This window comes from Onishia taeanensis (genome assembly GCF_003268885.1).
Classification (GTDB): domain Bacteria; phylum Pseudomonadota; class Gammaproteobacteria; order Pseudomonadales; family Halomonadaceae; genus Onishia; species Onishia taeanensis_A.
In genome coordinates this window covers 380,357-404,723 of the sequence record NZ_QLSX01000001.1, presented here as the reverse complement: position 1 = coordinate 404,723, position 24,367 = coordinate 380,357, and the positions used below count along the sequence as shown (strand labels likewise).

At 65.0% G+C, this 24,367-nt stretch carries 21 protein-coding genes and 2 tRNA genes; 10 read left to right on the top strand and 13 right to left on the bottom strand.

The window, feature by feature from the left end:
• Positions 1 to 31: 31 nt before the first annotated feature.
• On the bottom strand, positions 32 to 2,140 hold the full coding sequence (locus tag BCL93_RS01925; RefSeq protein WP_112053412.1) for a carboxy terminal-processing peptidase: 2,109 nt from the start codon (positions 2,138 to 2,140) through the stop codon (positions 32 to 34).
• Positions 2,141 to 2,270: 130 nt separating this feature from the next.
• On the opposite strand from BCL93_RS01925, the gene BCL93_RS01920 reads away from it, so the two are divergent.
• Positions 2,271 to 3,569 carry a M18 family aminopeptidase gene (locus tag BCL93_RS01920; RefSeq protein WP_112053411.1) on the top strand — a complete coding sequence of 433 codons (1,299 nt, stop codon included), beginning with the start codon at positions 2,271 to 2,273 and terminating at the stop codon, positions 3,567 to 3,569.
• A gap of 46 nt (positions 3,570 to 3,615) precedes the next feature.
• On the opposite strand, the gene BCL93_RS01915 is transcribed toward BCL93_RS01920, so the two are convergent.
• The 10 genes from BCL93_RS01915 to BCL93_RS01870 all read right to left on the bottom strand — a co-directional run bounded on the left by BCL93_RS01915 (position 3,616) and on the right by BCL93_RS01870 (position 12,176).
• Complete coding sequence (locus BCL93_RS01915; RefSeq protein WP_181463006.1) at positions 3,616 to 4,599, bottom strand: DMT family transporter; 984 nt, start codon at positions 4,597 to 4,599, stop codon at positions 3,616 to 3,618.
• 147 nt (positions 4,600 to 4,746) lie between these two features.
• A tRNA-Met gene (locus BCL93_RS01910) sits at positions 4,747 to 4,823 on the bottom strand.
• A gap of 131 nt (positions 4,824 to 4,954) precedes the next feature.
• The gene (ychF, locus tag BCL93_RS01905) at positions 4,955 to 6,046 is read right to left on the bottom strand and encodes a redox-regulated ATPase YchF (protein ID WP_112053409.1); all 1,092 of its coding nucleotides are present in this window, start codon (positions 6,044 to 6,046) and stop codon (positions 4,955 to 4,957) included.
• Positions 6,047 to 6,193: 147 nt separating this feature from the next.
• Positions 6,194 to 6,778, bottom strand: coding sequence for an aminoacyl-tRNA hydrolase (gene pth / locus BCL93_RS01900; RefSeq protein ID WP_112053408.1), 585 nt, complete (start codon positions 6,776 to 6,778; stop codon positions 6,194 to 6,196).
• Between the two features lie 149 nt (positions 6,779 to 6,927).
• A complete protein-coding gene (locus BCL93_RS01895) occupies positions 6,928 to 7,590 on the bottom strand; it encodes a 50S ribosomal protein L25/general stress protein Ctc (protein ID WP_112053407.1) in 663 nt (220 codons plus the stop codon).
• Between the two features lie 123 nt (positions 7,591 to 7,713).
• Complete coding sequence (locus BCL93_RS01890; protein ID WP_181463005.1) at positions 7,714 to 8,655, bottom strand: ribose-phosphate pyrophosphokinase; 942 nt, start codon at positions 8,653 to 8,655, stop codon at positions 7,714 to 7,716.
• A gap of 69 nt (positions 8,656 to 8,724) precedes the next feature.
• Positions 8,725 to 8,799, bottom strand: a tRNA-Gln gene (locus tag BCL93_RS01885).
• Between the two features lie 91 nt (positions 8,800 to 8,890).
• Complete coding sequence (gene ispE / locus BCL93_RS01880; protein ID WP_258395891.1) at positions 8,891 to 9,778, bottom strand: 4-(cytidine 5'-diphospho)-2-C-methyl-D-erythritol kinase; 888 nt, start codon at positions 9,776 to 9,778, stop codon at positions 8,891 to 8,893.
• A complete protein-coding gene (gene lolB / locus BCL93_RS01875) occupies positions 9,771 to 10,376 on the bottom strand; it encodes a lipoprotein insertase outer membrane protein LolB (protein ID WP_112053404.1) in 606 nt (201 codons plus the stop codon). The genes ispE and lolB overlap by 8 nt, the downstream gene beginning before the upstream one ends.
• 60 nt (positions 10,377 to 10,436) lie before the next feature.
• A complete protein-coding gene (locus BCL93_RS01870; RefSeq protein WP_112053601.1) occupies positions 10,437 to 12,176 on the bottom strand; it encodes a tetratricopeptide repeat protein in 1,740 nt (579 codons plus the stop codon).
• Positions 12,177 to 12,408: 232 nt separating this feature from the next.
• Between BCL93_RS01870 and hemA the strand changes: the two genes are divergently transcribed.
• The 6 genes from hemA to BCL93_RS01840 all read left to right on the top strand — a co-directional run bounded on the left by hemA (position 12,409) and on the right by BCL93_RS01840 (position 18,274).
• Positions 12,409 to 13,683 carry a glutamyl-tRNA reductase gene (gene hemA / locus BCL93_RS01865; protein ID WP_112053403.1) on the top strand — a complete coding sequence of 425 codons (1,275 nt, stop codon included), beginning with the start codon at positions 12,409 to 12,411 and terminating at the stop codon, positions 13,681 to 13,683.
• A gap of 25 nt (positions 13,684 to 13,708) precedes the next feature.
• On the top strand, positions 13,709 to 14,797 hold the full coding sequence (prfA, locus tag BCL93_RS01860) for a peptide chain release factor 1 (RefSeq protein ID WP_112053402.1): 1,089 nt from the start codon (positions 13,709 to 13,711) through the stop codon (positions 14,795 to 14,797).
• A 41-nt stretch (positions 14,798 to 14,838) separates the two neighbouring features.
• A complete protein-coding gene (prmC, locus tag BCL93_RS01855) occupies positions 14,839 to 15,678 on the top strand; it encodes a peptide chain release factor N(5)-glutamine methyltransferase (protein ID WP_112053600.1) in 840 nt (279 codons plus the stop codon).
• A gap of 239 nt (positions 15,679 to 15,917) precedes the next feature.
• Positions 15,918 to 16,418, top strand: coding sequence for an Lrp/AsnC ligand binding domain-containing protein (locus BCL93_RS01850; RefSeq protein ID WP_112053401.1), 501 nt, complete (start codon positions 15,918 to 15,920; stop codon positions 16,416 to 16,418).
• A gap of 158 nt (positions 16,419 to 16,576) precedes the next feature.
• Positions 16,577 to 17,350, top strand: coding sequence for a HesA/MoeB/ThiF family protein (locus tag BCL93_RS01845; protein WP_112053400.1), 774 nt, complete (start codon positions 16,577 to 16,579; stop codon positions 17,348 to 17,350).
• A gap of 3 nt (positions 17,351 to 17,353) precedes the next feature.
• Complete coding sequence (locus BCL93_RS01840; protein WP_112053399.1) at positions 17,354 to 18,274, top strand: LysR family transcriptional regulator; 921 nt, start codon at positions 17,354 to 17,356, stop codon at positions 18,272 to 18,274.
• A gap of 68 nt (positions 18,275 to 18,342) precedes the next feature.
• Here BCL93_RS01840 and BCL93_RS01835 read toward each other — a convergent pair whose 3' ends face one another.
• Both BCL93_RS01835 and BCL93_RS01830 read right to left on the bottom strand, forming a co-directional pair.
• On the bottom strand, positions 18,343 to 19,836 hold the full coding sequence (locus tag BCL93_RS01835; RefSeq protein ID WP_112053398.1) for a CoA-acylating methylmalonate-semialdehyde dehydrogenase: 1,494 nt from the start codon (positions 19,834 to 19,836) through the stop codon (positions 18,343 to 18,345).
• Positions 19,837 to 19,889: 53 nt separating this feature from the next.
• Positions 19,890 to 21,242, bottom strand: coding sequence for an aspartate aminotransferase family protein (locus BCL93_RS01830; protein WP_112053397.1), 1,353 nt, complete (start codon positions 21,240 to 21,242; stop codon positions 19,890 to 19,892).
• Positions 21,243 to 21,458: 216 nt separating this feature from the next.
• Here BCL93_RS01830 and BCL93_RS01825 point away from each other — a divergent pair, with 216 nt between their 5' ends.
• From BCL93_RS01825 to BCL93_RS01815, 3 genes are read left to right on the top strand one after another with little or no spacing between them, the layout of a single operon-like run.
• Complete coding sequence (locus tag BCL93_RS01825; protein ID WP_112053396.1) at positions 21,459 to 22,607, top strand: ABC transporter ATP-binding protein; 1,149 nt, start codon at positions 21,459 to 21,461, stop codon at positions 22,605 to 22,607.
• Complete coding sequence (locus tag BCL93_RS01820; protein ID WP_112053395.1) at positions 22,604 to 23,527, top strand: ABC transporter permease; 924 nt, start codon at positions 22,604 to 22,606, stop codon at positions 23,525 to 23,527. Before BCL93_RS01825 ends, BCL93_RS01820 begins: the two co-directional genes overlap by 4 nt.
• Positions 23,524 to 24,327, top strand: coding sequence for an ABC transporter permease (locus BCL93_RS01815; RefSeq protein WP_112053394.1), 804 nt, complete (start codon positions 23,524 to 23,526; stop codon positions 24,325 to 24,327). The genes BCL93_RS01820 and BCL93_RS01815 overlap by 4 nt, the downstream gene beginning before the upstream one ends.
• Positions 24,328 to 24,367: the final 40 nt, after the last annotated feature.

Below are 24,367 nucleotides of genomic sequence, written 5' to 3'. Positions count from 1 at the left end.
CCGCTGGGTGCGCCCTTCGTTAAGGGAGAGGTTACTCCATGCTGCTGAGCTGGCGCCCATCCTTGCTGTCGTCCTCGCTTAGATGCGCGTAGTCGAGCAGGATCTCGGCACTCTCGATGAGCTGGGCCCGGTCGATGGGGGCGGGCTCCCCGCTGTTCAATGGCTCAGCAGACGCTGATTCATCGGCGGCGCCACGCGCGTCGCTCCAGTCTTCGAGCTCCTCGAGTCCCAGCGCGCGACGGCGCTGATTCTCAAGCGACAGCTGCTCGGCTTCCTGGGCCTGCATTTCGCGCTGACGCTGCTCGCGATTCAGGCTGACACTGGTGAGCTGATCGCGCAGCTGGCGGGAAAGCTCGGCCTGTTTTTCCAGATAGACGAAGTTGGGGTGCGTGGCGATGCGCTCGCGATGTGACGCGGCCAGGGCTTCAAAATGACGCCACGGAGTCCCGTAGAGGCGGTACTGTACTGCACGCACGGTGTCCCAGGGCAGGGCGTTGTCGAGGCTGCTCTCACCGATCACTTCCGGATCGATCAGGCTCGGGAACGTAATATCGGGCTCGACGCCGCGGTGCTGGGTGCTTTCCCCGGAGATACGATAGAACTTGGCTCGCGTCAGCTTGACCTCGCCGTGGCTGAGTTCATTGAGGGTCTGCACGGTGCCCTTGCCGAAGGTCCGGCTGCCCACTATCAGGCCACGGCCATAGTCCTGAATGGCACCGGCCAGGATCTCAGATGCGGAGGCCGACAGGCGGTTGACCAGCACCGTCAGCGGGCCGTCATAGAGAACGCCACTGTCGGTGTCGCCATACAGGCTGATGCGACCGCTGGCGTCGCGTACCTGCACGGTGGGACCACGGTCGATGAACAGGCCGATCAGTGAATTGGCTTCCTGCAGGGCGCCGCCACCGTTATCGCGCAGGTCGAGTACGATACCCTCGACGTTCTGTGCCTTGAGGGAACGAATCTCCTTGGCCACGTCGCGGGTGGTGCTGCGGTAATCTTCTTCGCCGGCCTGCCAGGCGTCGAAGTCGACGTAGAAGGTGGGAACGTCGATCACACCGATGCGGTGAGTACCGTCTTCGCGTTTGACCTCGATGACCTCGCTGCTCGCCGCCTGGTCCTCAAGGTTGACGGTGTCACGCACGATTTCGACGATATGCGAGCGTGTCGTGTCCACCGACTGGGCGGGCACCACGTCCAGCAGCACCTTGGACCCCTTGGGGCCGCGAATCAGATCAACCACGTCATCGAGGCGCATGCCGACCACGTTAGTCATCTCGCCGTCATCGCCCTGGCCGACGGCGACGATGCGGTCGGCGGGCTGGAGCACGCCGGCCTTCTCGGCGGGGCCACCCGCCACCAGGCTCGAGACCTTGACGTATTCGCCATCGGCCTGCAAAAGGGCGCCGATACCCTCGAGGGACAGACGCATCTGGATATCGAAGGATTCGCCCTGACGCGGTGACAGGTATTCGGTATGGGGGTCGATGGTGCCGGTAACGGACGCCATGAACAGGCCGAAGATATCTTCGGAATTGGTCTGGCGTATGCGGTTCAGCTGGCCTTCAAAGCGATCACGCAGCGTTTTTTCTACCTCGGCTTCTTCCTGACCGCTGAGCATCATGGTCAGGGCCGAGTTCTTGAGGCGCTTGTTCCACAGTTGGTCGAGGGCGTCTTGTTTCTCGGCCCAGGGCGCATCCTTGCGATCCAGTGCCAGCCGCTGGTCGGTATCGTAGCGGTAGTCGAGGCCGTCATCGAGCTTGGCCAGGATCCACTCGAGACGTGCCTCGAGGCGTTCCTGATAGCGCTCGTAGAGTGCGAAGGCAGGCTCCAGGTCGCCGTCGTAAAGCACGTCGTCGATGCGATCGCTTAGACTGTCGCGGAATTCATTGACGTCGCGCTTGAGCAGGTAGGCTCGCTGCGGGTCGAGAATATCCAGGTAGCGCTGGAAGACACGCTGCGACCAGCTGTCGGTCAGGCTGACATCCGCGTAGTGGCCGTAGCGAAGAGAGTCGGCGATTTCTGGCGCCACCTGCTGCTGCGCCTCGCTGGGGTGCGGCTGGGCCATCGCCATGGCGCTCAGCGTCATCAGCATCAGGGTGATGGCGCCTATCCGCCAAATGGCTGCAATCCGTCTCATCAATGAAGCACTCCCGGTTTCATGTACACTTCGTCCCTAGCTGAGCCTGGCTCGTCACCCGCCTCTCGACAGCCGAGAGGGCATTGTAGCAGCCTGTGTCGCCAGACACAGACCCTCCAAGAGGATGAACATGCATCACGCCTCCCCCGTGGATCGCCTGCTCGACTTTCTCGAGCACTCGCCAACGCCCTGGCACGCGGTTGCCAACATGGCTGAACGCCTAGAAGCTGCCGGCTATCGTCGCCTGGATGAGACACAACCCTGGACGCTCGCTGCCGGTGAGCGGATCTACGTGACCCGCAACGACGCTTCGATTATTGCGGTGCAGCTGCCTAAGGGTCGACTCGATGCGCTGCGCATGATCGGGGCCCACACCGATAGCCCGGGGCTGCATTTGAAGCCCCATGCCGCTCAGCGCAGCGCCGGCTGGCTGCAGCTCGGCGTGCAGGTCTATGGCGGGGCGCTGCTGGCACCCTGGTTCGATCGCGATCTGGGGCTTGCCGGCCGCGTCCACTTGCGCCGCCCCGATGGGCGCATCGAAGGCGTGCTGCTCAACGTCGACTGGCCGGTGGCAACGGTGCCGAGTCTGGCGATTCATCTCGATCGTGAGGCCAACAGCAACCGTTCCATCAACCCTCAGACCGAGATGGCGGCGGTTTTGTTGCAAGGCGGAGACAGCGATGACTTCAACGACCTGCTGAGGGGCTGGCTTGACGCGCAGCACGGCATTCAGGACGCCGAGCCGCTGGACTTCGAACTGGCGCTCTACGACACCCAGCCCCCGGCGCGAGTGGGCGCTCGAGGCGAGCTTATCGCCAGTGCTCGCCTTGATAACCTGCTGTCCTGTTTCATCGGCATGGAAGCATTGCTTGATTGCAACGGTGAGCAGGGCGCATTGCTGGTGGCCAACGACCATGAAGAGGTCGGTAGCGCCAGCGCTTCCGGTGCCCAGGGGCCCTTCCTCGGTGATGTGTTGCGTCGCGTCAATGCTCAGCTTGGCGAGGCCGGCGACGAGGGCTTTATTCGCCTGATCCAGGCATCCAGAATGATCTCCTGCGACAATGCCCATGCGCTGCATCCGAATTTCAAGGACAAGCACGATGCCGGCCATGGCCCGGCTATTAACGGCGGCCCGGTGATCAAGGTCAACGCCAGCCAGCGCTATGCGACCAACAGCGCCACCTCGGCGCTGTTTCATGACCTGTGCCGAGAGGCCGAGGTGCCGGTGCAGACCTTCGTCACCCGCGCCGACATGGGGTGTGGCAGTACCATCGGGCCGATCACCGCCACCGAACTCGGTGTGCCGACGCTTGACGTGGGCGTCGCCCAGTGGGGCATGCATTCAATCCGCGAGACCGCCGGCAGCGAGGACGCCGAGCGGTTGATTCGGGTGCTGACCGCTTATCTGAATCGCGCTGAGCTCGTGTGATCGCGATCTGGGTCGCCCGGCCCCGGTCCCGGCCCCGGTCCCGGCCTTAGTCAGTGCGAGTGCGGGGCCGGGCATTCTCTTTGCCTGCTTGCTCGGAGGCGGGGGCATCGTCTTGAGCTGGCTCGGGTTGGGTGGTGCGGGGCTGAGCCGCGCCGGCTCGGGCAGCACTGGCTTGATTAGTCCCCGGACGGTCGAGGGCCAGCCCCGCCACCACCAGGGCAGCGCCGATTATCATGGGGGCCGTCCACTGCTCGTCGAACAGCAGCCAGGCCATTACCGCCGCGCAGGGCGGGACGAGGAAGAAGGTGCGGGCGACCTGGTGCGCTTCGCCGCGGGCGATCATCATCATCAGTAGCCAGATGGCACCCACCGAGATCGCCCCGACCAGCCAGGCAAGTGTCAGCAGCAGGCGAGGGGTGGGGTCAAAGGTGAAACTGCCGACCCAAGTGGCGGCGATGCTGAATACCAGCGCCGCCCCCAGATACTGAAAGATCAACCCCTCGACCATTCCCATGCCGCCGCTCAGTCGCTTCTGCCATAGGGTGGCGCTGGAGATGCCGACCAGTGCGACCAAGCACCAGGTCAGGCCAATCAATGGCCATCCTTGAGATACCTCCAACCCGCCTCCCAGCACCAAGCTGGCGCCCAGCGCGCCCAATGCAAGGCCGCTCCATTGCCTGGGGCCCAGGCGCACCCCGAGCAGCGGCAACGACAGGGCCGCCGTGGCCAGTGGGTGCAGGCTGACCAGCAGTGCCGTGAGCCCGGCGGGTAGCCCGGCCTTGACCGCGGCGAAGACGCCGCCCAGGTAGGCGCCGTGCAGCAGCATGCCCACGCCCATTTGGCAGCCTCGCTGTGCACGGCTGCCCCATTGGCTTGGCAGCCGGCGTACCCACAGGATGGCGCCCAGTACCGGGAGCACCAGCAGGCTGCGCACCAAGAGTAGGGTAAAGGGCTCTGCATCCATGGTGCCCAGTCGGGCACAGATGAAACCGGTCGAGAAGAGCAGCACGAAGGCCAGCGGAATCCACATCGTCACAATCCTTTGAATCGACTCGCGCGCCAGCCCAAGCCTGGAGCAGGCGGGCATGTCGGGCTGAGCTCTATTGATGTCACGTATGCCTGAACGGGTCAAAAAAAACGCCCGAACGGCTAGCCGTTCGGGCGTTTTTACGAGTTCTGGTGGCTACACCCTGATTCGAACAGGGGACCCCATCATTATGAGTGATGTGCTCTAACCAGCTGAGCTATGTAGCCAACGGCGATGAATGTTACTCAAGAGGCTGTGATTCGTCAACCATAAGAGCATGATACATCGGCTTTTTTCATCGCTTTGAGTCAAAACCTCTGCGCCGGGGCATGCCGATCAGGTCTTCGGCGCTCAGGGCTTAGACGTTGAAGCGGAAGTGCACCACGTCGCCGTCTTTGAGGATGTACTCCTTGCCTTCCAGGCGCCACTTGCCGGCATCCTTGGCACCCTGCTCGCCTCCCAGTGACACGAAATCGTCGTAGCCGACCACTTCGGCGCGAATGAAGCCTTTCTGGAAGTCGGTGTGGATCACGCCAGCGCCTTCCGGGGCGGTGGCGCCGACCTTGACGGTCCAGGCGCGCACTTCCTTGACCCCGGCGGTGAAGTAGGTCTGCAGTCCCAGCAGTTCATAGCCGGCACGAATCACGCGATCAAGGCCGGGCTCGTCCATCCCCAGCTCGTCGAGGAACATGGCGCGTTCTTCGTCTTCGAGTTCGGCAATCTCGGCCTCGATCTGGTTGCAGACCGGCACCACCATAGCGCCCTCGGCGCTGGCGATCTCGCGCACCTTGTCGAGATAGGGGTTGTTCTCGAAGCCATCGTCGTTGACGTTGGCGATGTACATGGTCGGCTTCAGAGTCAGGAAACCAAAGCTCTTAAGCTGCTGCTGCTCGTCAGCATCGAGGCCGAAGCTGCGCAGCGGCTGGCCCTCGGCCAGGTGAGGCTGGATGCGCTCAAGGATCGCCTTGGTGGCGATGGCGTCCTTGTCGCCGCCCTTGGCGACCCGCACCAGGCGCTGGATGGCGCGCTCGACGGTATCGAGATCGGCAAGCGCCAGCTCCATGTTAATGATCTCGATGTCCGCCTCGGGGTCGACCTGGTTGGCGACGTGGATGACGTTGTCGTTATCGAAGCAGCGCACCACGTGAGCGATGGCGTCGGTTTCGCGGATGTTGGCCAGGAACTTGTTGCCCAGGCCCTCACCCTTGGAAGCACCGGCGACGAGGCCCGCGATATCGACGAACTCCATGGTGGTGGGCAGCACCTTCTGGGGCTTGACGATCTCAGCCAGCTTGTCGAGGCGCGGGTCCGGCATCGGCACGATGCCGACGTTGGGCTCGATGGTGCAGAAGGGGAAGTTTTCGGCGTCGATGCCCGACTTGGTCAGGGCATTGAAGAGGGTGGACTTGCCGACGTTGGGCAGGCCGACGATACCGCAGTTGAAACCCATGGTGTGTTCCTGGAATTCGGTGGAAAAACGATGGCGGGCATTCTACGCCACACGGCAGACCTTCTCTAGCAGCGCCGTGCCCAGCGAAAAACTGGCGGGCAACGGTTCGGCCAGGCAAGCCTCAGCGCGCGAGTAGCGGTTGTGTCGTCACCCCTTGAAGCTGTGCAGCCGGTTCATGGCTCGCGCCCAGTCACCGCTGACGGCATCCGGCAGAGTGCGTTCGATCTCGTCGATGGAGGCGTCGATGGCGGTGCGTTCTGCCTTGCCGGGACGACCCAGCACATAGTTGACGACCTGGCGGGCGTCACCGGGGTGGCCGATGCCGATGCGCAGCCGGTGGAAGTCCTTGGCGTTGCCCAGCGAGGCGATGATGTCGCGCAGACCGTTATGGCCGCCGTGTCCACCGCCTTGCTTATAGCGGGCAGTGCCGGGGGCGATATCGAGCTCGTCGTGGGCGACCAGCAGCTCTTCGGGGGCAAGCTTGAAGAACTTGGCCAGGGCGGACACGGAGCCGCCGCTCTTGTTCATGAAGGTCTGTGGGTACAAGAGGTGCAGGTCCTGGCCGGCCAGAGTGATCTTCGAATAGAGACCCAGGAACTTGCGCTCTGGGCGCAGGGCGACGTGATGATCGCGTGCCAGGGACTCTATCAGCCAGGCGCCGGCATTGTGCCGGGTGGCATCGTAGTCGGCACCCGGGTTGCCAAGGCCGATAATCGCTTTCAGCTGACTCATGCCGGTGTCCTCGCGTGTTCGGGGGCGTGTGTTCGAGGGGCTACAGGTAGGGCTTGTGACAGGCAAAAAAAATCAAGCGCCGAAGCGCTTGATTTTCAGAAGACAGCACGGGCATGACGGCTAGCCGGCATGCCCGCAGGCGCCGCCGATTACTCGGTTTCGCCTTCGTCTTCAGCCGGCTTCGCTGCCGGTGCGTCGGCTTCTTCGCCTTCTTCGCTTTCCTCGGCCCGAACCTTGGCCTTGGTCACGCTCAGTACGGCGTTGTCGTGATCTTCGCCGTGGGTCAGTGCAACCAGGGTCACGCCCGCCGGGACGACAAGGTCGGACAGGTGCAGGGTGGTGCCCAGCTCGAGGTTGCTGATATCCACTTCCAGATACTCGGGGAGATCCTTCGGCAGGCAGCTGATCTCGACGTCGGAAGCCAGCACGTGCAGCTCGCCGTCCTCGTCCTTGATCGCCTGGCTGGTGTCTTCACCCACCACGTGCAGCGGAACATGCAGGGTCAGCTCGTGGGTAGCGTCGACGCGCAGGAAGTCGGCGTGAGTCACCAGCGGCTTGAAGGGGTGACGCTGCAGGTCACGAACCACGACCTGCTCCTTCTGACCTTCCACGTCCAGTGTGATCACGGAGGAGAAGAAGGACTCATCTTCGATGGCCTTGTAGAACGGGGCCTTGTCGATGGCGATAGACTTGGGAGCCGTCTCACCGCCGTAGATGATCGCCGGGATGGCGAGGTCCGCACGACGCAGGCGGCGGCTCGCACCTTTCCCCAGGTCGTGGCGAACGCTGGCATTAAGATTGAAATCGGACATTGAATGAAACCTCAGTGGTTTGATGAGGAGAACGCCAAGCCCGCGACCAAGCGTTGACGTTTCCAAGAGCGCCTGACGGCGCGCGTATCCTGCGCGGTGTTCCGTTTGTCCCTTGTCGGGACGTCAGTGGAACATCGCGCTGACGGATTCTTCGTTGCTGACGCGGCGGATCGCCTCGGCGATCAGACCGGCCACCGACAGCTGGCGGATCTTGCCGCTCCGGCGTGCTGATTCGGACAGCGGGATGGTGTCGGCCACCACGACCTCGTCGAGCACCGAGCCGGTGATGTTGTCGACGGCCGGACCGGACAGGATCGGGTGAGTGGCGTAGGCCACCACGCGGCGTGCGCCGTGCGCCTTGAGCGCCTCACCGGCCTTGCACAGGGTGCCGGCGGTATCGATCATGTCGTCCACCACCACGCAGGTGCGGTTTTCGATCTCGCCGATGATATGCATTACCTGAGCCTGGTTGGCCTGGGGGCGACGCTTGTCGATGATGGCGAGATCAGCATTGAGCTGCTTGGCGATAGCCCGGGCGCGAACCACGCCGCCCACGTCCGGGGAGACCACGACCAGGTCTTCGTAATTCTGGCGCTCGATATCGTCGAGCAGGATCGGTGAGCCGTAGACGTTGTCGACGGGCACATCGAAGAAGCCCTGAATCTGATCGGCGTGCAGATCCATGGTCATCACCCGGTCAACGCCGGCCTTGACCATCATGTCGGCGACGATCTTGGCGGAGATGGGCACGCGGGCCGAGCGGACGCGGCGGTCCTGGCGTGCGTAGCCGAAGTAGGGAACCACCGCCGTGATGCGGGCGGCAGAGGCGCGACGCAACGCATCAATCATCAGGACCAGTTCCATGATGTTGTCGTTGGTGGGCGCGCAGGTGGACTGCAGTACGAAAACGTCCTTGCCGCGGACGTTCTCGTTGATTTCGACCGCGATTTCGCCGTCGCTGAACTGGCCTACCGTGGCGTGGCCTAGGCGATTGTCGAGTCCTTCGGCAATCTTGCGGGCAAGTTCGGGATTGGCGTTCCCGGCGAAAACCATCAATTTAGACACGCGCAGCCACCTTTGGAGTCTTGGGAATCTCTATGAGGGATGTTGACGGGCGGTCGACTCGGGAGGGAATGGCTGGGGTAGCAGGACTCGAACCTGCGAATGCCGGTACCAGAAACCGGTGCCTTACCACTTGGCTATACCCCAGTAACCTTGCCTGTCGACTCTGCTTACACTCTTTCCCGGGAGAAATGCCTGGGAACAAGAGCCGTCGTGCGGGCAATCTAGGCAGATTGCCTCACCCCAGAGCCTTGTGCAGAGGGGAGACGTTCATGCCTTGCGCCGTGAAGGCGTGCCAGCGTGGGTCGACTTGGCGCGCTATGCTAGCGGCCTCTTCGACGTTCGTCAAACTTCCGAACAGGCAAGCGCCAGTGCCGGTCAGCATGGTCGGCGCCCGCTGGGCCAACCAGCTGATGGCTTCGTCGACCTGCGGATAAAGCCTGCGAACCGTGGTCTCGCAGTCGTTTCTCCAGCACGACGCGCCCCCCTCAATTGCGCGCGAAAGTCTAATGGCCGCAGTGTCGCGTGTCAATTCAGGCGCCTGGAAGACCCGCGCCGTCGCGACCGATACGCCGGGGTGAATCACCACGAAGTGAGGGGTGTCCAGGGTGACCGGCGTCAGGCGTTCGCCGACGCCTTCGGCCCAGGCGGCGTGACCACGCACGAAGACGGGAACATCGGCGCCAAGGCTCAGCCCCAGCGTGGCCAGACGCTCCTCGTCGAGACCGAGCGCCCAGAGTCGATTCAGGGCGAGCAGGGTGGTGGCGGCGTTGGAGCTGCCGCCGCCAAGACCTCCCCCCATTGGCAGGCGCTTGACCAAGTGAATATCGACACCGCGGCGACAGCCGGTCTCGGCTTGCAGCAGGCGGGCGGCGCGCACCACCAGGTTATCCTCGGCGGCCACGCCGGCGAGAGCCGGCGTCAGACGGATAGCGTCATCGTTTCGGGGAGTGAAGTGCAGGGTGTCGCCGACATCCAGAAACTGGAACAGGGTCTGCAGCTCATGATAGCCGTCGGCGCGGCGCCCGGTGATATGCAGCATGCGGTTGAGCTTGGCGGGTGCTGGCAAGCTGATTGTGTTCTGAGAAGGTTTAACGGCAGCGTCTGATGTTCTGGTCTCAGTCACCCTTGGCCTCCGGCTGCCAGGCGTTGATGATCAGGGTGGCCTCGATGCCGGTGCGCTGCATATTCAGGCGGCGTGGCAGCCATAGCCCATTGGCCGGCATCCAGCCCGAGTAGTCGATGGTCCAGCCGGCCTGGGTCAGTTGGGTGGGGTAGCCCAGGGCGTCGGTATCGCGTTCAAAGGCATCGCCCGGGGCGGGCAGACCGCGGACCCAGTGATCCAGCGATGACACCGGCAGTGACCAGCCCAGTTCCTGGTCGAGCAGCGCCTCGGCGCTTGCGGCGCTCACGCGGCCTTCACTGGTGGTCAGCGTCACCTTCTGGGCGGTGCCCTCGAGGGTGCTGCGGCCGGCACCGAAGGGCCCGCTGATCAGCAGCCGGTAATAGTTGGGCGTCTGACGCCAGTCCAGGTTGGCGCTAGTGCTTTCATCGGCGGTATGCAGCCCCACCTTGCCGGCCAGTGTCCAACTGGTCAGGGCTTGTACGCGGGCGACCTGATCCTGCCAGGGGCCGCGCTCGGCGCTGCCGCTGGTGACAGGTCCACGGGTGGCACAGCCGGCCAGTAGGACCAGGGCGATCAAAAGGACGAAGCGTCGGGTCATCGGGCTCTCTCGGTTTCGGGTGTCGGCCAGGGGTAAGGGGCGATCCTTTCGACGGCGCCCTCAGGGCGCCAGGGCGGGGATACGCTGTATCAGCTCATCAAGCTTGGGGCGGTCCTCGAAGCGTGACAGGCCACGTTCGACCAGGCGACGAGCATCGGCGGTGCGCTCAAGGGACCAGAGCACCTCGGCGAGATGGGCGGCAATTTCCTGATCCGGCATCATTGCGTAGGCCTGCTCGAGATAGGGCAGGGCGCGGGCATTCTCCCCCTGCTTGTGCAGGACCCAGCCAAGACTGTCGAGGATGGCCGGATTGTCGGGCGCCAGGCGATGGGCCCGCTCGATCAACTCATAGGCTTCATCGAAGCGCGTGGTCATATCGGCCAGGGTAAAGCCCAGCGCATTCAAGGCCATGGCGTTGTCGGGCCGGCGCTTGATCAGCTCGCGCAGATCGGCTTCCATGCCGTCCAGGTCGCCGGTGTTGAATTTGCGCATCGCCTGCATATATAGCAGGCCGTTGTCGTCGGGGTGGTGGTCGCGGGCCTCGGCGAGCACCTCATCGGCGGCGGCGCGCTCACCCTCCTGATCAAGCAGCTCGACCTCTAGGGAGGCGATATTGGCGGCCTGATCGTCATGGCGCAGCCGCTCGAGTCGCAGGAAATCCAGGGCATCGGCCAGGCGATCCGCATCGATCAACATGCGCGCCGCCTGCAGGCGGGCACTGAGAAACTGATCGCCCTCTGGCACCTGGCGGTAATAGAGCAGGGCATTGTCGACCTCGCCCTGCTGCTCGGCGATGCTGCCCAGCAGCAGGAAGGCCGCCGGAGGCGTGGCGTCGTCGTCGATCAGCGGCAGCAGCAGGCGGCGGGCTGGAGCAGGTTGGTTGGCTTCGAGGAACAGGCGGGCCAGCCCCAGGCGCAGTTCAGGATGCTCATCCTGCTGAGCCAGTAGGCGATCGGTCTGGCGCTCCGCGGCGTCGACTCGACCCAGCGCCAGCTCGCTTCGGGCCAGCAGCAGCAGGAAGCGAGTATCGTCGGGAGAGGTCTCCAGGCCGCGCTGGGCGGCGCGACGCGCAGCAGTCGGGTTACCTCGCTGCATGGAAATGCGTGCGCGGGTGAGCCACAGGGCGGGAAGCTCGGGATGAGTGCGGGCCAGGTCGGCAAGCCGTGCGTCGGCCCGCTCGGCTTCGCCACCGGCGGCTTCGAGCAGGGCGGTAGCCAGCACGGCGTCGTAAGCGTAGGGGGTATCGCCATCGGCCACCAGCAGGTGGCGGCGTAGACGAATCGCCAGTGGCTGTGGGTCAGCACCCTGAGTCAGCGCCTGTTCGGCGAAGCTTGCAAGCTCCCCCGGCTCGCCTTGTGCAACCAGTGTCAGCCGTGATTCCAGAGCGGTTTGCCAGTCACCGCGCTGCTGGGCAAGGCTCGCCAGCAGGCGCAGCGGGGCCTCTGCGTCGGGGGCGCGCTGATGCCAGCGGCGGGCGGCTGTCTCGAACAGCTCGGGCTGCTGGCTGAAACGGGCCGCTAGGGTGGCGCGCTCGCTCAGCGCTGCGGAGTCATAGCGCTCGGCGGCGTCAAGATACCCCTGCGCGGCGCGTTCATACTGGCCGCGACGACCGGCCAGCTCTGCCACCAGCAGGGTTTCCAGGCCCTGGGCATCCAGGCCCTGAGTGACCGGCGGCGCTCCCCGCATGGGGTCGTCGATGCCGGGATCGTTGGCATCGTGGGTCATCGGCATGCCCTGGCAGGCCGTAAGCAGCGCGAGGGTCGCCGTGATGAGGGCCGTCTTGAGCAGGCGTGCGCGCATGATCGTCTCGTCAAGGGAATCAGCGTTCAGCATAACGGCTTGCCGGGCAAGGGCAAAGCCATGGGGGCGTGTCCCATGGGTGGGCTGTGATAGAATTGCTGTCTTCGGACGATCCGGCGACCACTCCCCAGGCGTAAATATAGGTGTTAGACAGGCTACCCTGCTGTCGCGCTGCGCCTCGTGGCGTGCGCCGTGATTCGCACCCACCCCCTTGAGCGAAGACTCTGATTGCATGACGCTTTTGGCCCTTGGCATCAATCATAAGACAGCAGCGGTCGAGGTGCGCGAGCAAGTCGCCTTTACCCCGGCGCAGCTGGAAGCGGCTCTGACCGAGCTATGCGCTCTGACCGAGGTGCATGAGGCCGCGCTGCTGTCGACCTGCAATCGCACCGAACTCTATTGCGTGATCGAGCGCGATGGTGAGGCGGCGATTCTCGAATGGCTGAGTCGCTTTCATGCGCTCAGCGTCGAACAGCTGTCGGCTGCGGCCTACCATTATCTTGACGGCGACGCGGCCCGTCACCTGATGCGGGTCGCCGTGGGGCTGGACTCCATGGTGCTCGGCGAGCCGCAGATCCTTGGCCAGCTCAAGGATGCCTATCAGGTGGCGCGCAGCCACCAGGGGCTGGGCGGCGAGCTCGAACGGCTGTTTCAGCACACCTTCGCGATAGCCAAGCAGGTGCGCACCGAGACGGGCATCGGCGAAAACCCGGTGTCGGTGGCCTACGCTGCGGTGAGCATGGCCAGTCGCATCTTCGATGACCTCAAGCGCTCCACGGCGCTGTTGATCGGCGCCGGCGAAACCATCGAGCTGGTCGCCCGCCACCTGCGGGAGGCGGGGGTGCGAACGCTGATCGTGGCCAACCGCACCCGTGAGCGGGCCGCGCAGTTGGCGGACTCCTTCGGCGGCGAGGCGATCTCCCTCAACGAGATTCCCGATGCCTTGGCTCGTGCCGACATCGTCATTTCATCCACAGCAGCGCCGCTGCCGATTCTCGGCAAGGGCATGGTCGAGCGGGCGATCAAGATGCGCCGCCACCGGCCAGTGTTCATGGTGGATATCGCCGTGCCCCGTGACATTGAGCCGCAGGTCGGCGAACTGGATGATGTCTTCCTTTATACCGTCGATGACCTTCAAGAGGTTATCGAAGAGAACCGCCGTCATCGTCAGGTGGCTGCCGATCAGGCTGAAGTGTTGATCGAGCACGGCGTAGGTAGCTGGCAGCACGAGCGCCGGGTGCGCGGCGCCGGTGACTTGATTCGCCGCTACCGGCAGCAGGGCGAGCAGATGCGCGCCGAGTCCGAGGAACAGGCGCTGGCGCAGCTGACACGCGGGGACGACCCGGAGAAGGTCGTTGCACGCCTGGCTCGTCAGCTGACCAACAAGCTCATGCACGCCCCCACCCTTGGTCTGCGCGAGGCCTCCGGGGCCGAACGCCAGGATCTGATCGAGGCCGCCGAGGCGCTGCTTTTCGACGTCGAGCGCGGTCCCCAGGACCCTCGATGACCGGCACCAGACAACAGGACCCTTCATGAAAGCCACACTGCGTCAGCGCCTGGATACCTTTGCCGAGCGCTTCGAGGAACTCTCGGCCCTGCTGGCCGAGCCCGACGTCATCGCCGACCAGCCGCGCTTCCGCGACTATTCCCGGGAATATGCCGAACTCGAGGAGTTGGTGGCTACCTGGCAGGAGTTCCGCGCCACCGAGGGCAATGTCGAGGCCGCCCAGGCCCTGCTCGAAGACAGCGACGCCGAGATGCGCGAGCTGGCCGAGCTCGAGCAGGCCGAAGGTCAGGAGCGTCTGGCGTCGCTCGAGGAGGCGCTCAAGCGGCTGCTGGTGCCCAAGGACCCGGACGACGGCCGCAGCATCTATCTGGAGGTGCGCGCCGGTACCGGCGGCGACGAGGCGGCGCTGTTTGCCGGTGATCTGTTCCGCATGTATTCCCGCTACGCCGAAAAGCACGGCTGGAAGGTCGAGGTGATCAGTGCCAGCCACGGCGAGCAGGGGGGCTACAAGGAGCTGATCTCGCGGGTCAAGGGTGAGGGCGTCTATGCCCGGCTCAAGTTCGAATCCGGCGCACACCGGGTGCAGCGGGTGCCGGCGACCGAATCCCAGGGGCGCATTCATACCTCGGCCTGCACCGTGGCGGTGATGCCTGAGGCCGACCAGGTCGGCGATATCGACATCAACACCAACGACCTGCGCGTCGATACCTTCCGCTCCAGCGGTGCTGGCGGCCAGCACGTCAACACCACCGATTCGGCGATCCGCATCACTCACCTGCCCAGCGGCGTGGTGGTCGAGTGTCAGGAAGAGCGCAGTCAGCACAAGAACCGCGCCAAGGCCATGTCGCTGCTGGCCGCGCGGCTCAAGCAGAGCGCCCAGGAGAGTCAGCAGCGCGAGCAGGCCGATACCCGTCGCTCGCTGGTCGGCTCCGGGGATCGCAGCGAGCGCATTCGCACCTATAACTTTCCTCAGGGGCGAGTCACCGATCACCGCATCAACCTGACGCTCTACAAGCTTAACGAGGTGATGACCGGCGAGCTTGGCGAGATCATCGAACCCCTGCTCCACGAGTATCAGGCCGAGCAGCTCGCTGCCCTGCAGCAGGAAGCCTGATGGGTCAAAAAGAAAGCCTGATGCGCAAAGGAGAACGCCTGATGCGGTTCGACGTGCTGTTGGCCCGCGCCGCCCAGCGTCTCAAGGCAGCAGCTTCGCCGAGCCCAAGGCTGGATGCCGAGGTGCTGCTGTGCCACGTGCTCGGTGTCAGCCGTGCCTGGCTCTACACCTGGGGCGATCGCGACGCCGAGCCCCTGGTGCGCGCGCGCTTCGAGGCTCTCGTCGCGGCGAGGGGGCAGGGTAGGCCGGTGGCTCACCTGGTCGGTGAACGCGAGTTCTGGGGGCTGACTCTCAAGACCTCTGATGCCACCCTCATTCCGCGCCCTGATACCGAATGCCTGGTCGAGGCGGCGCTCGCTCGTGGCGCCGCCGAAGGCGGCAAGCTACTGGACCTCGGTACCGGCAGCGGCGCCATCGCGCTTGCGTTCGCCAGTGAGCGCCCCGGCTGGCAGGTGACCGGCGTCGACCTGTCGCCGCAGGCCGTCGCCTTGGCCACAGACAACGCCGCTTATCTGGGGCTGTCGCGGGTCCGCTTCCTCGAGAGCGACTGGTTCGCAGCGCTTGAGGGTGAGCGCTTTTCACTGGTGGTAGCCAACCCGCCGTACCTTGCCGACGATGACCCCCATCTCGCGCAGGGTGACGTGCGTTTCGAACCACGCTCGGCGCTGGTGGCCGGCGACGAGGGGCTGGCCGACCTTTATTGGCTTGCCCGCGAGGCTCGTGCTCACCTCGAGCCGGAGGCTTGGCTGCTGCTCGAGCATGGCCTCGAGCAGGGCGCGGCGGTGCTTCAGGCGCTCGAGCAGGCGGGCTATTCGGACGTCACGACCCTTCAGGATCTGGGCGCGCGCGATCGGGTCAGCCTGGGGCGCTGGTCCGCATAGGCTCGCTTTAAAAGAGCGTTGGTGGTGCGACTCGCACCGCCTGGAGCGGATATGGTACTTGTATGGGAAACATGGGAGAGAATGACGAACCTCTCTGGCAAGCCTTCATGTGGCCCGACCAATCACTGAGGTTTTCGTCGATCCCCCCTTCCAACAACTATGGAAGCCATGATGCGCAGGCGATCCGGCGGCGACGCGTCAGTCGTTGTCTGCGTATCGAGCTTGGACACTGGATGACCATGAAAGCCAAGACCCGCTCGCTTGACCGTATCGACCTGAAGATCCTGCGTGCCCTCCAGGACAATGCCCGCATTTCCTATGTCGACCTGGCCGCTCAGGTGGGGCTATCCACCACGCCGTGCCTGGAGCGCGTCAAGCGCCTGGAGCGCTCCGGGATCATTCGCGGCTACAAGGCAGTGCTCGACCCCAGGGCCCTGAAGGCCAAGCTGCTGGTGTTCGTCGAGATCAGTCTCGAGAGCCAGTCGCCTGCGGTGTTCGACGAGTTCCGGCGTGCCGTGCGCAAGCTGCCGCAGGTCCAGGAGTGTCACCTGGTCTCGGGGCAGTTCGACTATATCCTCAAGTGCCGGATTCCCGAGATGTCGGCCTACCGCCAGCTGCTTGGCGAGGTGGTGCTGACCCTGCCCGGCGTCAAGGAGTCGAAGAGCTATGTGGTCATGGAAGAGGTTAAGGAAGAATTTACCCTGCATGTCCCGGATGTCGAGCAGCTCGAAGAGTACTGAGCACTTAGTATCGATACTTGGCATTAGCACCTAGCACTTGGCTCATAGCACCTAGCCCTCGGCACTGAGCGCCGACGCAGGCCGATTGACGCAGGCCGATTGACGTCGGCCGGGAACCAAGCAGGACCTGAGATAAAAGGCCCAGAAGACACGTGACGATGAACGACCAGGCGCTGCTGCGCTATAGCCGCCAGATCATGCTCGATCCGATCGAGATCGAAGGCCAGGAGCGTCTCCTTGCAAGCCATGCGCTGGTGATCGGCGCTGGCGGGCTGGGCTCGCCGGTGGCGCTTTACCTGGCGGCAGCGGGGGTCGGCCGCTTGACGCTGGCCGACGATGACGCGGTCGAGCTTTCCAATCTGCAGCGCCAGGTCGCCCACGGCCAGGCGGACATCGGCCGCCTCAAGGCCGAATCGGCTCGCGATGCCGCGCTGGCGCTCAACCCTGACTGCCGGATCACCGCCGTCACCGAGCGCCTCGACGGCGAGGCGCTGGCACTCGCCGTCCAGGCAGCGGATCTGGTGCTCGACTGCACCGATCGCTTCGCCTCGCGCTATGCCATCAACGCCGCCTGCCAGGCGGAAGGGCGGCCGCTGGTCTCTGGAGCGGCGATTCGCTTCGGTGGACAGCTTGCGGTCTTCGATCCTCGCGACCCGGAAAGCCCCTGCTATGCCTGCCTCTATCCGCCTAGCAAGCCAGGAGAACCCGTCGATGACGAGGAGCTGCGCTGCGCCGAGAACGGCGTGGTAGCACCCCTGGTCGGGCTGATCGGGAGCTTTCAGGCTTTGGAGGCGGTCAAGCTGCTCAGCGGTGCCGGTAGCGCCCATCAAGGGCTTTCCACCTTCGATGGCCTCACCGGTGAATGGCGGCGCTTCCGGGTGCCCCGCGATCCGGCCTGCCCGGTCTGCGGGCAGCGCTGCGGTCAGGACTGACCCATGGCCGAGCACGTAGCGCCGCCGCTTGGGCGGGTCAGCGACTTCGAGGTGCGCCTGATCCGCGTGTTCAAGGCGGTAGTCGAGTGCGGAGGCTTCACCGCCGCCGAGGGCGAGCTAGGCATCTCCCGCTCGGCGATCAGCCTGCACATGAGCGATCTCGAAAAACGCCTGGGCCTGCGCCTGTGTCAGCGCGGACGCGGCGGCTTTGCACTCACCGAGGAGGGGCGTCAGGTCTATCGGGCCGGGCTGACCCTGCTGGCTTCCCTGGAGACCTTCCGCACCGAGGTCAACGGCCTGCACCGCACCCTGCGCGGCGAGCTCAATATCGGCATCACCGATAACCTGGTCAGCCTGCCGCAGATGCGTATCACACATGCCCTGGCCGCCCTAAAGGCCAAGGGACCTGAGGTGGTGGTGAATATCCACATGGAAGCACCGGACAGCATCGCTCAGGGAGTGCTCGATGCCCGGCTGCATATCGGCGTGGTGCCCGAGGTCAACCTGCTGGCGAGCCTCGAGGCGCGCCCGCTCTACGATGAGGCCTCACGGCTTTATTGCGCCGATACCCACCCGCTCTACGCCGCCCCTGATGCTGACCTGACGACGGAGCAACTCGCCGGCTTCGAGGCGGTGATCCCCGGCTATCCGTTGCCGGAAGCGGCGCGGGCGGCCCATGCCCCGCTCACCGGCACCGCCACCGCCAGTGATCGCGAGGGCGCGGCCTTTATGATTCTCACCGGGGCCTACCTCGGCTACCTGCCGGACCACCTGGCCGCCCACTGGGTCGCCGCCGGGCGGCTTCGGGAACTCGACCTGCCAGGCTGTCGCTTCAGCACCCCTTTCGTCACCATCACCCGCCGCGACCGGCGCCCCCATCGGGTCCTCGAAGCCTTTCTCGACGAGTTGGCCAACCAGTCCTGAGGGGCGGCGGCTTCAACGACAACGGCCGGCCCCGAAGGGCCGGCCGTTTCCGGTCCTGACAACTTATATCAGCTACCGGAGGGGAAGTGAAACTCGGCGTGAGTGGTTTCGAAGGCTGACGGCCAGCGCTGGGAGATCGCCTTGCGCCGGGTGTAGAAGCGCACTGCGTCCGGGCCATAGGCGTGCAGGTCACCAAACAGTGAGCGCTTCCAGCCGCCGAAGCTGTGGTAGGCCACCGGCACCGGCAGCGGGACATTGATGCCGACCATGCCCACCTGGATGCGATCGGCGAAGCGCCTGGCCGCCTCGCCGTCAGCGGTGAACAGGCAGGTGCCGTTGCCGTACTCGTGGGCGTTGATCAGGGCGATGGCCTCATCGAGGCTCTCCACCCGCACCACGCACAGCACCGGGCCGAAGATCTCCTCCTGATAGATGCGCATCTCGGGCGTCACCCGGTCGAACAGGCAGCCGCCGAGGAAGTAGCCGTCTTCATGGCCGGGAACCGTCAGGCTGCGGCCGTCCGCAACCAGGCGGGCTCCTTCCTGGGTGCCGATTTCCAGATAGCCCATCACCTTGTCGCGGTGTTCGGCGGTCACCAGGGCTCCCATGTCGAGGCCTCGCTGGGTGCCGGGGCCGATCTTCAGGGCCTGGATCTTCGGCACCAGGGCCTCGATCAGCCGGTCGGCGCTGTCATCGCCCACGCATACGGCCACCGAGATCGCCATGCAGCGCTCGCCGGCGCTGCCAAAGGCCGCGCCCATCAGCGTGTTGGCGGCATTGTCGAGATCTGCATCCGGCAGCACCACAGCATGATTCTTGGCCCCGCCCAGCGCCTGGACGCGCTTGCCGCCGGCCGAGCCGCGGGCGTACAGGGACGCGGCGATGGGCGTCGAGCCGACGAAGGAGATCGCCTCGACCTCGGGGGAATCGAGCAGACCCTCGACGGCCACGCGATCGCCCTGCAGCACGTTGAGCACCCCCGGCGGGGCCCCTGCCTCGCCGAGCAGTTCGGCGATCGCCAGCACCGAGGAAGGATCCTTCTCCGAGGGCTTGAGGATGAAGGTGTTGCCGCAGGCAATCGCCATGGGGTACATCCACAGCGGCACCATGGCCGGGAAGTTGAAGGGCGTGATGCCCGCCACCACGCCGAGCGGCTGAAAGTTTGACCAGGCATCGATGCCCGGGCCGGCGTTATGGGAGTACTCCCCCTTGAGCAGCTCCGGCACGCCACAGGCGTACTCGACGTTCTCGATGCCGCGCCGGAGCTCGCCCATGGCGTCCTCGACGGTCTTGCCGTGCTCCTCGCTGATCAGCTGGACGAGGCGGTCGGCGTGCTCCTCGAGCAGCTGCTTGAAGCGGTACATGACCTGGGCGCGCTTGGCCGGCGGAGTGTCCCGCCAGGCTGGGAAGGCCTCCCGGGCCGCCGCGATGGCGCGCTCGACGATGGCGGCATCGGCCTTGGCGACCTGGCGGATAACCTGGCCGGTAGCCGGGTTGGTGACGGGCAGCGTGGCTTCGCTGGTCTGCGACTGGCCGTTGATGAAGTGGGCGATCTGTTGCATGAGAGCTCCTGAAGAAAGGGCAGAGGGCAAAGAGCACAAAGAATAAAGGGCGTTCAGTCCAGGGTGTCGAGAGTAGTCGCCACGGCCTCGAAGAGCCGCTCGAGCTCGTCCTCGGTGGTCGAGAACGGAGGGCCGAACTGCAGGGTGTCGCCGCCGAAGCGGACATAGAAGCCCGCTTCCCATAGCGCCAGATGGGCATCCCGTGGGCGGATCGTCGGGTCGCCATCCCTCGGGGCAAGCTGGATGGCGCCGGCCAGGCCATAGTTGCGGATGTCGACCACGTGACGCCTGCCGCGCAGGGCATGCAGCTTGTTCTCGAAGGCCGGGGCGATGGTGCGCACCTGGGCCGGGAAGTCCTCGCGCTCGAACAGCGCAAGCGCCGCCAGGCCCGCAGCGCAGGCCACCGGGTGGCCGCTGTAGGTGTAGCCGTGGGGGAACTCGATGGCGTGGGCCGGTGCGGTGCCGTCCATGAAGGCCGAGAAGACCTCGTGGGAGGCGATCACCGCGCCCATCGGCACCGCGCCGTTGGTCAGCTGCTTGGCCACGTTCATGATGTCTGGCGTGACGCCAAAGGCCTCGGCGCCGGTGCGTGCGCCGCAGCGGCCGAAGGCAGTGATCACCTCGTCGAAAATCAGCAGGATGTCATGGGCGTCGCAGATCGCCCGCAGTCGCTCCAGATAGCCCTTGGGCGGTACGATGACACCGCCGGAGCCAGACATCGGCTCGACGATCACCGCGGCGATGGTCGAGGCGTCGTGCAGGGCGATCTGGTCGAGCAGGGCGTTGGCCAGTTCCCAGCCGGTCTCAGCCTGGCCGCGGGTGAAGGCCAGACTCTGTTGCAGGGTGTGCGGCAGGTGACTGACGTCGAGAAGCGGACCGTAGTGCTTGCGATTGGCGCCGATACCCCCAAGGCTGGTACCGCCGATGTTGACGCCATGATAGCCCTTGGCGCGACCGATTAGCCGCGTCTTCTCGGGGCGCCCCTTGAGGCGCCAGTAGGCCTTGGCCATCTTCACCGAGGTGTCGGCGGCCTCGGAGCCCGAGTTGGTGAAGAATACGTGATCGAGGCCGGCCGGCGTCAGCTCGGCGACCTTGTCGGCAAGCGCAAAGGCCAGCGGATGGCCGACCTGAAAGCCGGGGGCGAAGTCGAGGCTGCCCAGCTGGTGCGACACTGCGTCCTTTATCTCGGCGCGGTTATGGCCGGCGCCGCAGGTCCACAGGCCGGAGAGGGAGTCGAACAGCCGGCGACCCTTGGCATCGATGAAGTAGCGTCCTTCGGCGCCGGTCACCATCCGCGGATGGTTGCGGAAATCGCGGTTGGCGGTATAGGGCATCCAGAAGGCGGACGACAGGGTATCGGGAGCCGAGGTGCTGGTGGGGTCGGTCTCAACGTCGGAATGCAGCATGGAGCCTCCTGGTCAGGCGCTGTGGGGTATGTCCACAGCATGGCGCGGCTGGCACGTACGAAAAATCCAACTTTACTCACACCAACGTGAGTAAAATATGGCGTAACAGCGGCAAGGCGCCTGTCCCTATTGGTCCCGGCGGCACAGTTCTATAGACTGCGCGACCGGCCATGATCCGGTCGGCGAAGGCCGGCATGCGACAAGACGAGGAGAGCGATGAGCGAAACCAGCACGGCGAGCGCCCCGCCCCGCCAGGGCCTGACTGACAAGGGCCCGACGCCGCGCCGCGCTGCGGCGATCGCCCTCGAGGGCCTGCATAAGCGCTTCGGCCCCGACTCCGTGGCGCTGGACGGCGTCGATCTCACGATCCGCGAGGGGGAGTTCTTCACCCTGCTCGGACCCTCGGGCTGCGGCAAGACGACGCTATTGCGCATTCTTGCCGGGCTCGAGTCGCCGGACGCCGGCCGCCTGACCCTTGGCGGGCGCGATATCACCCAGGTGCCGGCTCATCGGCGCAGCGTCAACACCGTCTTCCAGTCCTATGCGCTTTTTCCGCACCTGTCGGTGCGCGAAAACCTGGCCTTTGGGCTGCGCATGCAGGGGGTGGCCAAGCCCGAGCGGGAGTCGCGGGTTGCCGAGATTGCCCGCTTCATCCAGCTTGGCGAGCTTATCGAGCGCAGAGTGGACCAGCTCTCTGGCGGCCAGCGTCAGCGCATTGCCCTGGCTAGGGCGCTGGTCTGTGAGCCGGATGTGCTGCTGCTCGATGAGCCGCTGTCAGCGCTGGATGCCGGGCTTCGCGGTCAGCTCCAGGTCGAGCTAAAGCGCGTCCAGGAGCGCCTGGGCATGACCTTTCTCTTCGTCACCCACGATCAGCAGGAAGCCATGGTGATGTCGGATCGCATCGCCGTGCTCGACGGTGGCTGCATCCAGCAGGTCGGTTCGCCCCGCGAGGTCTATGAGCGGCCGGCGAACGCCTTCGTGGCGCGCTTCATGGGCCATGACAACCTCTTTCCCATTCACTCGCGGCACGGAGTGCGGCTCAACACCGACCTGGGGGCGCTGACGGTTGAGTCGCCGGCGTCCGAGCCACCAGAGACCCCGGATGCGGACTCGCTGCTGCTGATCCGCCCCGAGACGGTGGATTTGCTGCCATCGGACCAGGCCGGCGCCAACTGCCTGCCGGCACGCGTCACCGACTGCCTGTACCGGGGCAGCCACGCCGAATACCGCCTGGCGGTGGGCGATGCCGAGCTGCAGGCGATGGTCAATAACCGGGGGCGGCAGTTGCCCGGCGTAGGGGATCGCGTCTGCGTATCGGTAGCGGCCGAGGACCTGGTGACGCTGACTGGCGAGGAGGGCACATGAGCGGGGCCGGCGTTTCGCACGCTCCCGGCGCGCGCAGGGCCCTTGGCGATACTCGCCATCTGCTGCTCACCGTGGCACCGGGGGCGCTCTGGCTGCTGATCTTTCTGGTGCTGCCCGGCATCTACCTGATGGGGGTGGCTTTCATGACCAACGGGCCCTATGGTCAGCCCCAGATGCCGCTGACGCTGGATGCCTTCGAGCGGCTGGCCGGCTATGGCATCCTGGGCTGGAGCCCGGCTAATCTCTACACCCTGCTGCGTTCGCTCGCGCAGACTCTGGTCGCGACCCTGCTGGTAGTGGCGATCAGCTATCCGCTGGCCTACCACATCAGCACTGCCAATGCGCGCTGGCGGCCGGTGATGCTACTGGCGCTGGTGGTGCCGTCCTGGACCAATCAGGTGATTCGCACCTTTGGCTGGATGAACCTGCTGGCGCCTGGCACGCCCCTGGCGGGTCTTGCCGAGTCGCTGAGCCTGATACCGCCCAACATGGGGCTTTATCCGTCCAATGTCGCGGTGACCCTAGGGCTTGTCTATAACTTCCTGCCGTTCATGGTGCTGCCGCTCTATGCCGCCTTCGAGAAGCTCGATACCTCTCAGGTGGAGGCGGCTCAGGACCTCTATGCCTCGCCGCTGTGGACCTTTCGACATGCGGTTTTTCCCCAGACCCTGCCGGGGCTGCTGGCCGGCGGTGTGCTGGTGGCGATTCCCGCCTTCGGCATGTATGTGGTCTCTGAGCTGCTGGGCGGTGGCAAGCACATGCTGCTTGGCAACCTGGTGGCGCGGCAGTTTGCCGGTGGCGCCAACTGGCCGCTGGGGGCTGCCGGCGCGATCCTGATGCTGTTGGCGACCTTTGCCGGGCTCTATGTGATGAGACGGCTGGGCAGGCGCCTGGGCGGTGGCGATGAGGTGGTGATATGACCCGTCGTGGACTGCATCGAGGCTTGCGCGCCTTCTGGTGGTTGACGCTGGTGTTTCTCTATCTGCCACTGGCGGTGGTGGTGCTCTACTCCTTCAACGCCTCCAACAGTGCCGCCCACTTTACCGGCGTCTCGCTGCGCTGGTATCACCGGCTGATGGGCAATGAGGCGCTGCTCACTGCGCTTGGCAATAGCCTGCTGCTGGCGGTGGTTTCTTCACTGATTGCACTGCTGCTCGGCACCCTGATCGGCTATGGCATGTTCCACCATCGCTGGCGAAGGCTGGGCTGGCTGGTGGTGCTGATCTATCTGCCCCTGGTGCTGCCGGATATCGTCTTCGGCATCGCCGAAATGGCCTTTTTCGTGCAGGTGGAGCGCCTGACCGGCTGGCTGTCACCGGGGCTTGGCACCATGGTCATCGCCCATGTTTCCTTCCAGGTTCCCTTCGTGGCGCTGATCGTCTATTCGCGGCTGGTGGGGCTCGACCCGAGCCTGTTCGAAGCGGCCAAGGATCTCTATGCCTCGCCCTGGCAACGGGCCCGCCATTTTCTGGTGCCGACCCTGAGGCCCGCGTTGATCTCAGGGGCCTTTCTGTCATTCACGCTGTCGCTGGATGATTTCGTGATCAGCTTCTTCACCGCAGGCCCCGAGAGCGCGACGCTGCCGATCTATATCTGGGGGGCGATCCGCAAGGGCGTCTCGCCGGAGATCAATGCCATTGCGACGCTGATGATCGCTGCCGTAGTGCTGGTCGCCGTGGCCAGCCTGCTGCTAGGCCGTCAGCGTTCGGGGCGTGGCTAGCGAGCCTCTGCCACGACCGCTCCGGGCCAGCGGCCGTGAC

Excerpts from the sequence above, each read along its gene's own strand:
- ychF (WP_112053409.1), bottom strand. The coding sequence starts at position 6,046 with ATGGGTTTCAACTGCGGTATCGTCGGCCTGCCCAACGTCGGCAAGTCC.
- BCL93_RS01815 (WP_112053394.1), top strand. The coding sequence starts at position 23,524 with ATGACCCGTCGTGGACTGCATCGAGGCTTGCGCGCCTTCTGGTGGTTG.
- hemA (WP_112053403.1), top strand. The coding sequence starts at position 12,409 with ATGACGCTTTTGGCCCTTGGCATCAATCATAAGACAGCAGCGGTCGAG.
- BCL93_RS01925 (WP_112053412.1), bottom strand. The coding sequence starts at position 2,140 with ATGAGACGGATTGCAGCCATTTGGCGGATAGGCGCCATCACCCTGATG.
- BCL93_RS01845 (WP_112053400.1), top strand. The coding sequence starts at position 16,577 with ATGAACGACCAGGCGCTGCTGCGCTATAGCCGCCAGATCATGCTCGAT.
- pth (WP_112053408.1), bottom strand. The coding sequence starts at position 6,778 with ATGAGTCAGCTGAAAGCGATTATCGGCCTTGGCAACCCGGGTGCCGAC.
- BCL93_RS01825 (WP_112053396.1), top strand. The coding sequence starts at position 21,459 with ATGAGCGAAACCAGCACGGCGAGCGCCCCGCCCCGCCAGGGCCTGACT.
- BCL93_RS01835 (WP_112053398.1), bottom strand. The coding sequence starts at position 19,836 with ATGCAACAGATCGCCCACTTCATCAACGGCCAGTCGCAGACCAGCGAA.
- BCL93_RS01840 (WP_112053399.1), top strand. The coding sequence starts at position 17,354 with ATGGCCGAGCACGTAGCGCCGCCGCTTGGGCGGGTCAGCGACTTCGAG.
- BCL93_RS01895 (WP_112053407.1), bottom strand. The coding sequence starts at position 7,590 with ATGTCCGATTTCAATCTTAATGCCAGCGTTCGCCACGACCTGGGGAAA.
- BCL93_RS01820 (WP_112053395.1), top strand. The coding sequence starts at position 22,604 with ATGAGCGGGGCCGGCGTTTCGCACGCTCCCGGCGCGCGCAGGGCCCTT.
- lolB (WP_112053404.1), bottom strand. The coding sequence starts at position 10,376 with ATGACCCGACGCTTCGTCCTTTTGATCGCCCTGGTCCTACTGGCCGGC.
- prfA (WP_112053402.1), top strand. The coding sequence starts at position 13,709 with ATGAAAGCCACACTGCGTCAGCGCCTGGATACCTTTGCCGAGCGCTTC.
- BCL93_RS01920 (WP_112053411.1), top strand. The coding sequence starts at position 2,271 with ATGCATCACGCCTCCCCCGTGGATCGCCTGCTCGACTTTCTCGAGCAC.
- BCL93_RS01850 (WP_112053401.1), top strand. The coding sequence starts at position 15,918 with ATGAAAGCCAAGACCCGCTCGCTTGACCGTATCGACCTGAAGATCCTG.
- BCL93_RS01830 (WP_112053397.1), bottom strand. The coding sequence starts at position 21,242 with ATGCTGCATTCCGACGTTGAGACCGACCCCACCAGCACCTCGGCTCCC.
- BCL93_RS01915 (WP_181463006.1), bottom strand. The coding sequence starts at position 4,599 with ATGTGGATTCCGCTGGCCTTCGTGCTGCTCTTCTCGACCGGTTTCATC.
- prmC (WP_112053600.1), top strand. The coding sequence starts at position 14,839 with ATGCGGTTCGACGTGCTGTTGGCCCGCGCCGCCCAGCGTCTCAAGGCA.
- BCL93_RS01870 (WP_112053601.1), bottom strand. The coding sequence starts at position 12,176 with ATGCGCGCACGCCTGCTCAAGACGGCCCTCATCACGGCGACCCTCGCG.